Here is a 13558-nt window from a genome sequence, read left to right as displayed (position 1 = left end):
GCTCTATTCAGCCTTTGACAGGGTCAGGTGGATCGGTTCAAGACCGTCAATTCCGCCATCAATCACATCACCGGCCTGGACCGCACCAACACCGGCCGGGGTGCCTGTCATGATCAGATCGCCCGGACGAAGGTGATAGTAATTTGAAAGATGGCTGACGATCTCATCTATTTTCCAGATCAGCTCATCCAGGGTCGCATCCTGCCGGACTTCACCGTTGACGCTCAGATGAATGCGTTTGTCTTCGTCCGGCGACCAGTTCTCTGACCGGGTCAGCGGCGCAAAAACGGCACCGTTTTCCAGATCCTTGCCCAGATCCCACGGGCGCTGCTTGTTCCGTTCACGGATTTGCAGGTCGCGGCGGGTCATGTCCAGCGCGCAGCCATAGGCAAACACCGCGCCCAAAGCCTGCTCGCGACTGACGCGGAACACCGGCTGACCGATCGCAATCGCCAGCTCCATTTCGTGATGATAGTTTTCGGTGCCCGGCGGATATGGCACGGTCGCCCCGGTCAGGATGGCGTTTGGTGCGGACTTGGTGAAATAGAACGGCGCCTCGCGGTCCACAGTATTTCCCATTTCAGCCGCATGGGCCGCATAGTTCCGCCCGACGCAAAAAATCCGGCCCACCGGATATTCGGCCTGCTCGCCGACAACCGGTATCGCAACAGGGTCGGGAAAAGAAAACAGCTTGTCCTGCATGACAGCCCCCAGTTTGAAACATCGCCGGGCATCTTAGGTGTCTTCCCATCACTGGCAAGACGTTGGCGACCGGGATGCACACCGTTTTGACCTGACATTCAAGACTTCGGGTTTCTTAGACGCATTGACCTTTCGCTCCGGATAACTCTCACTGCCCCGGAAATTCAAACACCCGGGACATCCCGGATCAGACGGAAACACGGGGAATAGCATGCAGTGGAACGAATTCGCGGAATGGGGCCGAAAAGTCGCTGACTGGACGCAGAACTATCACGAAACCGTTGGCGACAGGCCCGTCCGGGCACGGTGCGAACCGGGTGAGGTCTTGAATGCGTTACCGTCTGAACCGCCCGAAACCGCCCAGCCCATGGAAGACATCTTCCGGGATTTTGAGCAGATCGTAATGCCCGGCATCACCCATTGGCAGCACCCCCGGTTCTTTGCCTACTTCAACTCCAACGCCTCGGCCCCGTCGGTTCTGGGTGAGTTTCTGGCCAGCGCCATCGCACCGCAATGCATGTTGTGGCAAACCTCGCCTGCCGCGACCGAGATGGAAACCCGGATGATGGATTGGTTGCGGCAGGCTTTGGATTTGCCGGACGGATTCGCCGGTGTGATTCAGGACTCGGCCTCGTCGGCGACGCTGGCCGCCGTTTTGACGATGCGGGAAAAGGCACTGGCCTGGCAGGGCAACAAACAGGGGCTGTTCGCGCAGAAACCCCTGCGCATCTATTGTTCATCCGAGGTTCACACCTCAATCGACAGGGCCATCTGGGTTGCCGGAATTGGCGAAGACAACCTTGTGCGCGTTCCCATCAAGGGCGACTGGCGCGGAATGGATCCCGACGCGCTGGAAGCGGCCATTCAGGCAGATTTAGACTCTGGTTTGCAGCCTGCGGGCGTCATTTTGTGCGTCGGCGGAACTGGCGTCGGGGCAACCGATCCTGTGGATCGTTGCTTAGAAATCGCCGCCGAATACGGCCTCTATTCCCATGTCGATGCAGCCTGGGCCGGGTCGGCCATGATCTGCCCCGAATACCGGCACTACTGGCCCGGGATCGAACAGGCTGACAGCATCGTCTTCAACCCCCACAAGTGGCTGGGGGTACAGTTCGACTGCTGCGCGCATTTCCTGAAGAAGCCCGAAGATCTGGTCCAGACGCTGGCTATCAGCCCGGAATACCTGAAAACACATGGTAAAGACGGGATCGTCAATTACTCGGAATGGTCCGTTCCATTGGGGCGTCGCTTCCGCGCGCTGAAACTGTGGTTCGTGATACGCACCTACGGGCTGGAAGGCCTACGCCAGCGGATGCGAAATCACGTCAACTGGTCCAAAGCGCTGCATGACAAACTTGCGTCGGAACCGGATTTTCAGATCACGACGGCGCCGATGTGGTCACTCTGGTCCTTTCGGTACATGCCCGAAGGCTGCGCCGACCCGGATGATCTGAATTTGCGGTTGGTCAACGCCATCAATGATGACGGACGGATTTACCTGACACAAACACGTGTGGATGGCGATCTGGTCATCCGGTTTCAGGCCGGACAATTCGAAACCACGGAACAGGACGTGATGATGGCCTATGACGTCATAACGGACATTGCCCGGGGCCTGACACCTTAGAGACTAAGCCCTCATCCCGGCGGCGGCCTGGGCGTAACCGCCGGATGCGCCGTCAACAAAATGAACGTGATCATCGCGAACGGCAGAGGGCACAAAACAGGTCATCATCGCCTCGTCCTGAGCATGGATGCCATAGCGGATCTTGCCCTGCTGGCGCGCCTGTTCCAGCATCTGCCGGATGCGTGCCAGCGTGGCCTGGTCGCAATCCAGCGTCATCTTGAGGCCGTCGTCGAATTTGCGGAAATCCGCATTTTTGCTGACCATTTCTTTGTAATGTTCGGGCTCGAAACTGCCCAGTCGCCTACCGGACAGAAACAGCAGAAAGATGAACAGGTTTTCACCCAACATCTTCACAGTGTGCCAAAGAATGTTGCCGCCGGCGCGCATGACACGCGCATTGATCGCAATACCCGGCGGCGGCCACGAGATTGGCGGCCCGTTGACCGGCACCGGGTGGCCCGCGCGATCCAGCGCCTCGGACACGGACAGCACCGACTGCGCCAGATCGGCAAAATCGATTTCTGTCGCGGTCGCGGTCGGTTGCACAACCAGCGATACGATCTGGCCATGTTTCGCCGGGCTGTTGGACCACCGGCAGGACAAGCCCGTCAGATCCGGTTGCGCGCCGGGTGCCGCATCGGGAACGGCGTATTGCCCCGACTTCATCTGCGTCTCGGCCCAGGCCAGCCCACCGCCCGAAAACATCGCGTAGTCCACGCCCGAAGATGGCGCATAGCGGGCAACGCGCAAATCCCGCCCCGCATTCCGGATATCCGCAACCGGCACCACGGCGCCGCGCAGGGAAATCGAAAACTCTTCATGCGCCCAGCGCTGCAAAGTGGACAGGGTGGCGCGGGCTGTATCCGCTGCGCTGGCCGGGACAGCGAAACCCGCGCCGTCGCCGCCAAAGATATAGGGAAACAGCTTGCCGCCCACTGCGTTGATCATGCCCGAAATCACCGCCGCACCGACCATATTCACGGTTTTGTACCGGCCCCGCGCGATTTCACCGGTCGAATCGACGATATCCGCAACCCCGACGACCCAGTCATCCGGTACTGGTGTAAACCGCGCAGGCTTTGCAAGTTCGGTAAAGTCCCTCAACAGCGGCAGGGATTCATAGAAATCGGAATGAACGTCTTTCATTGTCCCCTCAGCGTTGGTGCCTTGTGTCGGTTCCTGATTTGAACAATAGCCCGATTGTGATGTCTGTCCGCCAAATTCAGCATAGCACACGCGCTTGTGCATGATGGCACGACATGCCAAGCATGGCCCGTATTCAGGTTGAGGGCAGATCATGCAGGCAGGATTGGTGGTTTTGTGTCTGGCCTATGTGCTCAGCCAGTTTTTTCGCGCTTTTCTGGCTGTGCTCAGCGTGGATCTGGGCCGCGACCTGGGGGCCACGCCCGAGGACCTGGCCTTTGCCTCGGGCCTGTGGTTCTTCATATTCGCCCTGATGCAGATTCCGGTCGGCTGGGCGCTTGACCGGATCGGACCCCGCCTGACCGCTTCCTTGTTGCTAATGATCGGCGGTGCAGGAGGGGCCGCTGTTTTTGCGATGGCAACTGCGCCGTTGCATATCAGTATCGCGATGGCCCTGATCGGCATCGGGTGTTCTCCGGTGCTGATGGCCTCGTACTATATCTTCGCGCGCGAGTTCCCACCCGCCCGTTTTGCCACGCTGGCCGCCGTCATGCTGGGTGTCGGTTCCGTCGGTAATCTGGTGGCCTCGTACCCGACGGCACTGGCGGTCGAACTGATGGGCTGGCGCGCAACGCTGGCCGGACTGGCGGCGATCTCGGGCTTTGTGGCGATTGGAATCTGGCTGACGGTCCACGATCCGCATAAGATCGAAACAGAACAGAAAGGATCGTTGCTGGATCTGCTCAGGGAACCAGCGCTCTGGACGATACTTCCGTTGATGCTGGTGGCCTATGCGCCTTCCGGGGCGCTGCGAGGATTGTGGGCCGGGCCGTACCTGCAGGACGTCTTTGGCCTGGGCACCGCGCAAATCGGGCAGGCAACCCTGGTAATGGGTGCAGCGATGATTGCGGGAACCTTTGTCTATGGCCCGCTTGACCGGATTCTTGGCACACGCAAATGGGTGATCTTCGGCGGCAACGCGCTCAGCGCTGTGTCCCTGATCCTGTTGTGTATCTGGGTCGCCGACGCGGTCTGGGTGTCCGTCATCCTGCTGGCCCTGATCGGATTTACCGGCGCCACATTTCCCGTGATCATGGCGCATGGCCGCGCGTTCATCCCCCCGCATCTGGTCGGCCGGGGCGTCACCCTGCTGAACCTGTTTGGAATTGGCGGCGTTGGCGTGGCGCAGTTTGCCACCGGGCGGCTTCATGCCGCTACAGAAGGCGCGGGGCACGCTGCGCCCTATACGGCCATTTTCGGGTTCTTTGCCATAACAGTTGCGATTGGCTGCCTGATTTACCTATTCAGCCGCGACAGCATAGACTGATGCCAATCAACCCTGAACAGGAGATCACAGTGCGGGAAATCGAGGTCATCGCGCCCAACCTGAAACACAGCCTGTCAGGCGTGACCACAACGATCATTCGGCTTTTACCGATCCAACGCGACATGATCGAAATTCGCGCGACAGGACCCGGACTGCCCGACGATCTGCCGCACATCCGGCTATGGAAGGTTCCGTTTCTGTCAAACCGGGTGCAACGGGTCTGGCATGCCCGGCGCAACACCGAGATGCTGGCAGGACTGGCGCTGAAACATCTGTTCCGGCGCAATTTCCGCCTGCTCTTCACTTCGGCCGCGCAGCGCGATCATTCGGGGTTTACCAAGTGGCTGATCTCGAAGATGGATGCGCTGATCGCGACCACGCCGCAGGCGGCTTCGTTTCTGAAACACCCGGCAACTGTCATCATGCACGGAGTGAACACGGACCTGTTTCATCCCGCACAATCCAAGCAAGCCCTGCGCCAGAAGCTCGGTCTGTACGATGGCGTTCTGATCGGCTGTTTTGGCCGTATCCGCCCGCAAAAGGGCGTGGACCTTCTGGTGGACGCCGCAATCGAGGTTCTGCCGTCCCACCCTGATGCGCAGATTATCTTCACCGGCCGTGCCACCAATGAGTTCGAAGGCTTTCAGCAGGAACAGGAACAAAAGCTCAAGGCCGCCCGGTTGGCGGACCGGGTGCATTTTCTGGGCGAGCGTCCGTGGGAAGAGATCGTGGAAACCTATCGCGCGCTGGACCTGTTCGTGGCCCCTGCACGGCACGAAGGCTTCGGCCTGACCCCGCTCGAGGCGATGGCGTCAGGCGTGCCTGCCATCGCCTGTCACGGCGTTGGCGCATTCAGCGCGCAGATCGAAGATGGTGTGACCGGCCGTCTGGTCGAGAAAGACAACGCAAAGGCGCTGGCGGGCGCGTTGCAGGACATGTTGGAAGACCGCGAAAAACTGGCGCAGGCCGGGCAGGCTGCACGGGCCCATGTCGAGCAGAAATTTCGAATCGAGGGCGAGGCAGAAGCCATCGTTCGGGTCTATCGATCCTTGTTGGAGGAGCATTGACCCGCTCCAACGGTGTCAAATTGGTGTTCCGCGCCGAAATTCGCTTCGATTAGTCTTTTTTCTTCGCCGCAACGCGGCTATGAACGCGCGTCCTTAGACTTCAGGAGACATGATATGGGCTATCGCGTCGTCGTCGTTGGCGCCACAGGCAATGTGGGCCGCGAAATGCTGAACATCCTGGCTGAACGCCAGTTCCCCGTGGACGAACTTGCCGCGCTGGCAAGCCGCCGTTCGCTGGGCACCGAGGTCAGCTTTGGCGACAAGACATTGACGACCAAGGATCTGGATACATTCGATTTCAGCGGTTGGGACATCGCGCTGTTTGCCGTGGGTTCAGCGGCAACCAAGGACTATGCGCCCAAAGCCGCGGCTGCCGGCTGCGTGGTGATCGATAACTCGTCGCTGTATCGCTATGACCCTGACATTCCGCTGATCGTGCCGGAATGTAACCCGCAGGCGATCCACGACTACAAGAACAAGAACATCATCGCCAACCCCAACTGCTCGACCGCGCAGATGGTTGTGGCGCTGAAACCGCTGCATGACCGCGCCAAGATCAAGCGCGTTGTCGTGTCGACTTATCAGTCGGTTTCGGGCGCAGGCAAGGAAGGCATGGACGAGCTGTGGGATCAGACCAAGGCCGTGTACAACCCGATCAACGAGGTTGAGCCGAAGAAGTTCCAGAAGCAGATCGCTTTCAACGTCATTCCGCAGATCGACGTTTTCATGGAAGACGGCTCGACCAAGGAAGAGTGGAAGATGGTTGTCGAAACCAAGAAGATCGTCGATCCGTCGATCAAGGTCACGGCCACTTGCGTTCGTGTTCCGGTCTTTGTCGGCCATTCCGAGGCGGTGAATATCGAGTTCGAGGAATTCCTCGACGAAGACGAAGCCCGCGACATCCTGCGCGAGGCACCCGGCATCATGGTGATCGACAAGCGTGAGGCGGGTGGCTACGTCTCGCCCATTGAATGCGTCGGTGATTTCGCCACTTTCATCAGCCGCATCCGTCAGGACTCGACCGTCGAAAACGGTCTGAACCTGTGGTGTGTGTCGGACAACCTGCGCAAGGGTGCGGCCCTGAACGCCGTTCAGATTGCCGAGCTGCTGGGCCGTGAGGTTCTGAAAAAGGGCTGAATTCTTCCCATCCGAATGTACGAAGGGGCCGCTTCACATGAAGTGGCCCTTTTTTCGCGGCCCCGGCCCGGTGATAGGCCGGACGTTCGAGACCCTCACACCAGTTTCAACTGGACGTATACACCACAAAATGCACAGTGTTTGCCCTGAGCATTTCGATTGAGGCAGAACGTGCGTTTCCTGAACAACAACAGGTTTGCCCGATCCGCTATTCTGGGTTGTGCAACGCTTCTCATGGGTTTGGTGATCTTTGGATTCACCGGACGGTATTTTGCACCCGGTGACTCGGTCGCCCTGATGAGACCCCAGATTGGCGTGCTGCTGATCGTCTTTGCCGCGATCCTCATGGCCGTGCGTGCCAGGGGTTTCGCGTTGGCCTCCCTTGTTTTCGCAGTGATTGCGGTGGGGTCTGTTGCCGCCGGGCTCGTACCTGTATCAGACGAATGCGATGATCCTTGTGTGACCTTGTATCAAAAGAACCTGATGTCTGTGGCATGGCCCCGGTATTCCCTTGCCGACGACATCCTTTATTCGGACGCGGACATCGTGACACTTCAGGAAGTTTCCAGCCACAACCGGCAATATATGGAAAACCTGTTCGGGAATTACCCGACATCGGCAATATGTGAGTTCAGGCCCGAGCAGAACGTTGCGATACTGACCAGACTGGCCATTGTTGAGGATTCAGAATTTTGCCTACAGGGGCTTGGACTGGTGGGTCTTCAGGTCATCGGTCCGGGTGGTCAGCCGGTTTGGGTTGTCTCCGTTCACCTCAACTGGCCCTACCCTTATGGCCAGTTCGAACAGAGCAAAAAGATCGCCCACCAAATCGAACAACTGGACGGCCCTGTTCTGATCGCCGGGGACTTCAACATGGCCCATTGGGGCAGCAGCGTGCGCCGTATCGGTATGGCTGCCGGCAATCACGTGTTTGGCGCAGTTATGAACACGCACATTCTTGGCAACTGGATGATGCCGATGCCGATCGACAACCTTTTGGTGCCCAATGGCACGACGGGCACGGCGGAACTGCGACCGTTCATGGGATCCGACCATATGGGAATCAGGGCCCGCATCAGCCTGCCATGAGAACTCATATTTTCAGCTTTTTTAGAGCCTGTTTGTGCCTTACTGGCCGGATTCGACCAGTTCTTTGAGGTTGGAAAGCCCGCGCTCGTAATCGCCGCCGACCCATTCATCCATCATGAGCCCCATCCAGCGCGACATGGGGTTCATACCAAGATCACTTTCAAAGCCCCACGTAATCTCGGTCTGATCGCCTTCGGGCTGCAGAGTAAACGACGCACTTGCCGTCCCCATGGATCCGAAATCCAGCGCGGTTCTGACGAACTGGTTTTCAACGCTTTCGATGATTTCTTGTGATCCCGATCCGACCTGAGGATGCTCAGAGCTCCAGTTAAGGGTATTCCCGACGCCGGCTTCTGGGCCGCTGTAGGCCAGTTTGGTTTCCGGATCGCGCGACAGCCATGGCGACCATTTCTCGGTCGCCTGCATCGAGTTCACAAAAGGAAAGATGGCAGCAGCCGGCGCGTTGATGGTGACGCTTCGCGAGACTTCGGCCTTACCGGGCAGCAGATAGGACGCGCCCACCAGAACCAGTATCAATACAAGTAAAATCAGAAGAACTCGTTTTATCCATCGCATGGCTGTCTCCGATTCCAAGCAGAATAATCTCATGTTCAAAAACCGGCGGCGCCAGATTGGACCAGAGCCGCGCCAGCTTGACTTTGCCGCGCCACGCAAACGGAATTCAACATAAATTCGAAGAACTTTCCCGACCCAATGCAAGGTTTTGCAAAGATTATGGGGCGCATTCTCTGCCCGTGCCGTGTGGGCATGAACATAGGGGTGAACGTGGTGGATAATGTAATCACGCTGGAGCACACAGAATCCGTGCGGCTGGATCCGGATCGCATCGGCGGCTTGTGCCGTCAACTTGGTGACAAGAACGCGCTGGATGTCATGTGCCGAACCGTTGAAGAACTGGCCGTGCGGCTTTCGAACTGCGAACGTTTCTGGCGGCAACGCAACTGGGCCGATCTGCGCAAATGCGCCAGATCACTGGTGGCGATTGCCGATCAGATCGGAATGACGGCGCTGGCCCATGTGGCAAGCGATGTGGCCCGGACAGTGGATGCCGGGGACGCGGTGGCCTCGGGGGCGACGCTGTGCCGTCTGATCCGTGTGGGCGAGCGATCGCTGACGGCAATTTGGGATCAGCAGGATCTTTCCGTTTGACGGGGGTTGCAGGCGCGCGTCCGGTAGCTAGTCTGGGCGCGAACCGAGCCAGCCGAGAACCCTATGACCCTGTCCTTTGCACCTGCCTCTGAACCGTCCTTGCCGCTTCATGTGATCGAACAATCCCGGCTGGAGGACTGGCTTAAAAACCAGAGCGCGAAAGTGCAATCATGGATTGCCGTCAACGGTTTCACCGGTGCTTTGGGACAGGCCCTGTTGATACCGGACACTGATGGTGTGCCGGGCTGCGCGGTTGCGGGATACGGAACGGGCGCCACGCGGGCGCGCAAACGTTTTCCTCTGGCGGCCGCGGCCGAAGCGTTTCCCCAAGGCAACTACCGCATTGCGTCAGGTGTTCCCGAGGATGCGCTGGACACAGAAAGCCTTGGCTGGCTTTTGACCGGATACACTTTTGATCGCTACGCCAGCCAGTCTCCTGTTGGTGCCAGGTTGGTTGCACCCGACGGGTTGAACAGCGCGCGGATTGAAGCGATCGCCACCGCCGAGGCGCTGATCCGAGATCTTGTCAATACGCCCGCGTCCGACATGGGGCCGGATCAGTTGCAGGCCGCCGCGGAAACGCTCGCGCAGGAATTCGGGGCCTCTTGCAACGTGATCGCAGGCAACGCTCTGCTGGAAAACAACTTTCCAATGATCCACGCTGTCGGTCGTGCCGCCGCGCAGGAACCTCGGCTGATCGAAGTGAACTGGGGCACCAGCGGCCCCAAACTGACGCTGGTGGGCAAAGGTGTCTGTTTCGATACCGGTGGGCTGGATCTGAAACCGGCGGCGGCGATGGGACTGATGAAAAAGGATATGGGCGGGGCGGCCAATGTGCTGGGTCTGGCCCGCATGATCATGTCCCTAAACCTTCCGCTACAGCTTCGGGTCTTGATCCCTGCCGTGGAAAACGCGGTTTCGGGTAGTGCATTCCGTCCCGGCGACATCCTGACCTCGCGCAAGGGGTTGACCGTCGAGATCAACAACACCGATGCAGAGGGACGGCTGGTTCTGGCCGATGCCCTGGCATTGGCGGATGAGGGGCAGCCGGACCTGCTGATCTCGATGGCCACGCTCACCGGCGCGGCGCGCGTTGCGGTCGGAGCGGATCTGGCTCCATTCTACACCGATGACGATGGAGCGGCGGAAATCCTGACCGGCGCGGCGCGGTTAGCGGCGGATCCCGTCTGGAGGATGCCGTTCCACGAACCTTATGAAGCCTTGATCGAACCCGGCATAGCAGATCTGGACAATGCCCCATCGGGCGGGTTCGCAGGTTCGATCACTGCGGCCTTGTTTCTGCGACGCTTTGCAGGCCAAAGTCGCTACATGCATTTTGACATCTATTCATGGCAACGCGCCAAGGAGCCGGGACGCAGCAAAGGTGGCCTTGGACAAGGCCCTCGGGCCTTGCTGGCCGCGTTGCCGGAGTTGTTGGACCTATGAGCCGTCTTCGAGTCATCGAACCGGTCGTCGACCTTCTGCGCCAACCGGACGGACCGCGCGACCGTCAATTGCTGTTTGGTGATACGGTTGAGGTCCGTGAAAACCGGGAAGGGTGGAGCCGCGTCACTTCGGACAAGGACGGATATCAGGGCTGGGTTGCGACAGACCGTTTGGGGCCCGAGGCGTCACCGACCCACTGGATCACGGCCCCGTCGACTCATACCTATGTGTGGGCGGACATCAAAAGCGCGGATCGGGCATCGCTGAGTTTTGGCAGCAAGGTTCAGGCTCTTTCCAAGCAAAACGGGTTTCTTGAGACCGAGCTGGGGTTCATTCCGTCGACCCACACCACCACGATTTCCGACACAGTGAATGACCCGGTTGCCGTAGCCGAACTGTTTTTGGGCACGCCCTATCTTTGGGGTGGCAACAGCCGGTTTGGCCTGGATTGCTCGGGTCTTGTTCAGGCCGGGTTGCTGGCCTGTGGCATTGCCTGCCCCGGTGACAGTGGCGATCAGGAAAGGGCGTTGGGACACCTGGTGCCGCAGGATGCACCCGCAAAACGGGGCGATCTGTTATTCTGGAAAGGACATGTGGCCTGGGTCAGCGGCGACGACATGCTGCTGCACGCCAACGCCCACGATATGGCGGTCGTATATGAACCGATGGATCGGGCCATTGCCCGTATCCGGGAACAGGGCGACGGGCCGGTTACGTCACATAAAAGGCTCTAATCCAGGTCAACCGCCCGGATCAGCTTCCGCTCAAGCACGCGCAGCACGGTGCGCAGGTCATGGCCGCGTTTCAGAATGCGACCGTCCATGCCAATGACCGAGTACATTCCTTGTCGCTGCCGAAGGCGGGGATGTTTTTCCACCCGATAAATCGGATGCTCGGCCGTGCGTCGGAAGATCGAAAAAACTGCCGTATCCCGAAGATTTGAAATGCCATAGTCGCGCCATTCTCCGGCGGCGACCATTCGGCCATAAACAGACAGGATCTGGGTCATCTCGCGCCGGTCAAAAGCGACTGGCATCTGAGCCGGGCTGGCAGAAAACCCGCTGGGTGGCTGCATGTTCATACTCTCAGCCTTGCCGGAAATTCTGTTTTAATCAACCCCGAGGCAGACACGCTGGTTCATTTTGCCTTGAACCTGTTACCTGCGGCCAACCTGCCGGCAGATCAGGATCACGGGCAACAATCCAACAGCCAGTATCACAAGCGAGGGTACGGCGGCCCCTTCCAGCCGCTCATCAGACGCCAATCTGTAAGCCTGCACTGCCAGCGTGTCGAAGTTGAAGGGCCGCATGATCAGCGTCGCGGGCAGTTCCTTCATGACATCGACAAACACGATCAGCAGCGCGGTCAGCAGCGATGGCGTCAGAATCGGCAGGTGCACCCGCCGCAGCGTCGCCAGCGGCGTCTGGCCCAAAGACCGCGACGCGGCATCCATATTTGCGTGAACCGTGCTTTGTCCGCCTTCATAGGCGCTGAGCGCGGCGGCCAGAAACCGCACCATATACGCCGCGACCAGCAACCAGATCGAACCGGTGATCAGCAACCCGGTCGAAATATCGAAGGTCTTGCGCATCCATGCGTCCAGCGCGTTGTCGAACCCGGCAAAGGGCACGATCAGACCGACCGCAATGACACCGCCCGGAACCGCGTATCCCAGCCGCGCCAGATAAGCCGCCGCTGACGAGACGCGCCCCGGTCTCAGGCGCTGATAAAAGCCCACGCAAATGGCAGCGAACACGGTCACCACTGCGGCAACACCGGCCAAAGTCAGCGAGTTCTGGATGAACCCGATATAGCGCCGCGACAGAAGGTTCTGTTCTGAGGTCATCCCCATCTGCACCAGTATGATCACCGGCAGAAGGAAACCCAGGACGACCGGTATGATGCACAGAACAAATGCCCCGACCGACTGCCAGCCTTTCAAATGTGCTGTTGGCAGCGCGGCGTGGCTTTTACCGGCCTGATAGTATTTGGCTTTGCCGCGCTGGGTCCGTTCGGCCACGGCCATCAGCAGCGCGAACCCTAGCAGGCACAGGGCCAGTTGAGCGGCAGCGGCGCGGTCGCCTATGGAAAACCAGCTTGTATAGATCCCGGTGGCAAAAGTCTGAACGCCGAAATAGGCGACTGTTCCAAAATCGGCGATGGTCTCCATCACTGCCAGCAGAACACCGCCAGCAATCGCCGGGCGCGCCATCGGCAGGGACACGCGCCAGAATGCCATCCAGGGGCTGTTGCCCAAAGCCCGGGCCGCCAGAAAGGCTGAACCGCTTTGCTGTATGAACGCCGCGCGCGCCAGCAGATATACATAGGGATACAGTACCAGAATCAGCATGACCGCCGCGCCTTCGGTCGAGCGGATTTCGGGGAACCAGTAGTCTCGTGGCCCCCAACCCGTTATCTGCCGCAGGTTGGTTTGAACAATGCCGGGGTGATCCAGGATGAAGGTGTATGCATAAGCCAGAACATAGGCCGGAAAGGCCAGGGGCAGAACCAGAGCGATCTCGAGAAGTCGCACACCGGGAAAGCGTGTCATGGTCACAAGCCACGCGGCACCGACACCGATCGAAAAGGTCCCCGCCGAAACCAGGACCACCAGAACCGCCGTGGTCAGCGCGTATCCGGGCAGAACCGTGGACATCAGATGCGAGATCGTGGCCGTACCGCCGGTTGCGGCCGCCAGGACAACCGCCACCATCGGCAGCAGACAGGCCGCAGCCACAAAAAGAGCGACCCCGCCAACAAGCCTGGTGCCCAATACGCCGCGGTTGCGGGATCCGTGTTCTGAATACTCTATTTCGGCCATTGTCCCGGCTAACGAGTGGCAAATGCGCA

At 59.3% G+C, this 13558-nt stretch carries 13 protein-coding genes; 8 read left to right on the top strand and 5 right to left on the bottom strand.

The annotated features are described in order from the left end of the window. Positions 1-3: 3 nt before the first annotated feature. Entirely contained in the window at positions 4-702 is a 699-nt protein-coding gene (locus ACR1XU_RS10795) for a fumarylacetoacetate hydrolase family protein (RefSeq protein WP_480906711.1), read from the bottom strand. A gap of 211 nt (positions 703-913) precedes the next feature. Between ACR1XU_RS10795 and ACR1XU_RS10790 the strand changes: the two genes are divergently transcribed. After that, a complete protein-coding gene (locus ACR1XU_RS10790) occupies positions 914-2329 on the top strand; it encodes a pyridoxal phosphate-dependent decarboxylase family protein (protein ID WP_480906714.1) in 1416 nt (471 codons plus the stop codon). Between the two features lie 3 nt (positions 2330-2332). Here the strand turns inward: ACR1XU_RS10790 and ACR1XU_RS10785 are convergent, their stop codons facing one another. After that, complete coding sequence (locus tag ACR1XU_RS10785; protein ID WP_480906717.1) at positions 2333-3475, bottom strand: DUF3095 domain-containing protein; 1143 nt, start codon at positions 3473-3475, stop codon at positions 2333-2335. Between the two features lie 151 nt (positions 3476-3626). Here ACR1XU_RS10785 and ACR1XU_RS10780 point away from each other — a divergent pair, with 151 nt between their 5' ends. The 4 genes from ACR1XU_RS10780 to ACR1XU_RS10765 all read left to right on the top strand — a co-directional run bounded on the left by ACR1XU_RS10780 (position 3627) and on the right by ACR1XU_RS10765 (position 8092). Beyond that, positions 3627-4799 carry an MFS transporter gene (locus tag ACR1XU_RS10780; RefSeq protein ID WP_480906720.1) on the top strand — a complete coding sequence of 391 codons (1173 nt, stop codon included), beginning with the start codon at positions 3627-3629 and terminating at the stop codon, positions 4797-4799. Further along, positions 4799-5866, top strand: a complete 1068-nt coding sequence (locus ACR1XU_RS10775; RefSeq protein ID WP_480906723.1) for a glycosyltransferase family 4 protein — start codon at positions 4799-4801, stop codon at positions 5864-5866. The genes ACR1XU_RS10780 and ACR1XU_RS10775 overlap by 1 nt, the downstream gene beginning before the upstream one ends. 114 nt (positions 5867-5980) lie before the next feature. Next, positions 5981-7003: an aspartate-semialdehyde dehydrogenase gene (locus ACR1XU_RS10770; RefSeq protein WP_170612623.1), complete on the top strand. Its 1023-nt coding sequence runs from the start codon at positions 5981-5983 to the stop codon at positions 7001-7003. Positions 7004-7174: 171 nt separating this feature from the next. Continuing rightward, a complete protein-coding gene (locus tag ACR1XU_RS10765) occupies positions 7175-8092 on the top strand; it encodes an endonuclease/exonuclease/phosphatase family protein (RefSeq protein ID WP_480440935.1) in 918 nt (305 codons plus the stop codon). A gap of 39 nt (positions 8093-8131) precedes the next feature. On the opposite strand, the gene ACR1XU_RS10760 is transcribed toward ACR1XU_RS10765, so the two are convergent. Continuing rightward, a complete protein-coding gene (locus tag ACR1XU_RS10760; protein WP_480906726.1) occupies positions 8132-8668 on the bottom strand; it encodes an SRPBCC family protein in 537 nt (178 codons plus the stop codon). A 204-nt stretch (positions 8669-8872) separates the two neighbouring features. Between ACR1XU_RS10760 and ACR1XU_RS10755 the strand changes: the two genes are divergently transcribed. From ACR1XU_RS10755 to ACR1XU_RS10745, 3 genes are all read left to right on the top strand, one after another. Next, positions 8873-9262, top strand: coding sequence for a hypothetical protein (locus tag ACR1XU_RS10755; protein WP_170613141.1), 390 nt, complete (start codon positions 8873-8875; stop codon positions 9260-9262). Positions 9263-9325: 63 nt separating this feature from the next. Continuing rightward, positions 9326-10708, top strand: a complete 1383-nt coding sequence (locus ACR1XU_RS10750; protein ID WP_480906729.1) for a leucyl aminopeptidase family protein — start codon at positions 9326-9328, stop codon at positions 10706-10708. Next, positions 10705-11442 (top strand): C40 family peptidase, encoded by a 738-nt coding sequence (locus ACR1XU_RS10745; protein WP_170824993.1) that lies wholly within the window; start codon positions 10705-10707, stop codon positions 11440-11442. The genes ACR1XU_RS10750 and ACR1XU_RS10745 overlap by 4 nt, the downstream gene beginning before the upstream one ends. On the opposite strand, the gene ACR1XU_RS10740 is transcribed toward ACR1XU_RS10745, so the two are convergent. Further along, complete coding sequence (locus tag ACR1XU_RS10740) at positions 11439-11789, bottom strand: DUF2794 domain-containing protein (protein ID WP_170824992.1); 351 nt, start codon at positions 11787-11789, stop codon at positions 11439-11441. The two genes, ACR1XU_RS10745 and ACR1XU_RS10740, sit on opposite strands and share 4 nt — an antisense overlap. Positions 11790-11864: 75 nt before the next feature. After that, on the bottom strand, positions 11865-13529 hold the full coding sequence (locus ACR1XU_RS10735; protein WP_170807162.1) for an ABC transporter permease: 1665 nt from the start codon (positions 13527-13529) through the stop codon (positions 11865-11867). Positions 13530-13558 lie beyond the last annotated feature (29 nt).

The sequence above is a fragment of the Ruegeria sp. D1(2025) genome (genome assembly GCF_056536425.1).
This window is presented reverse-complemented; position numbering and strand designations above follow the sequence as displayed.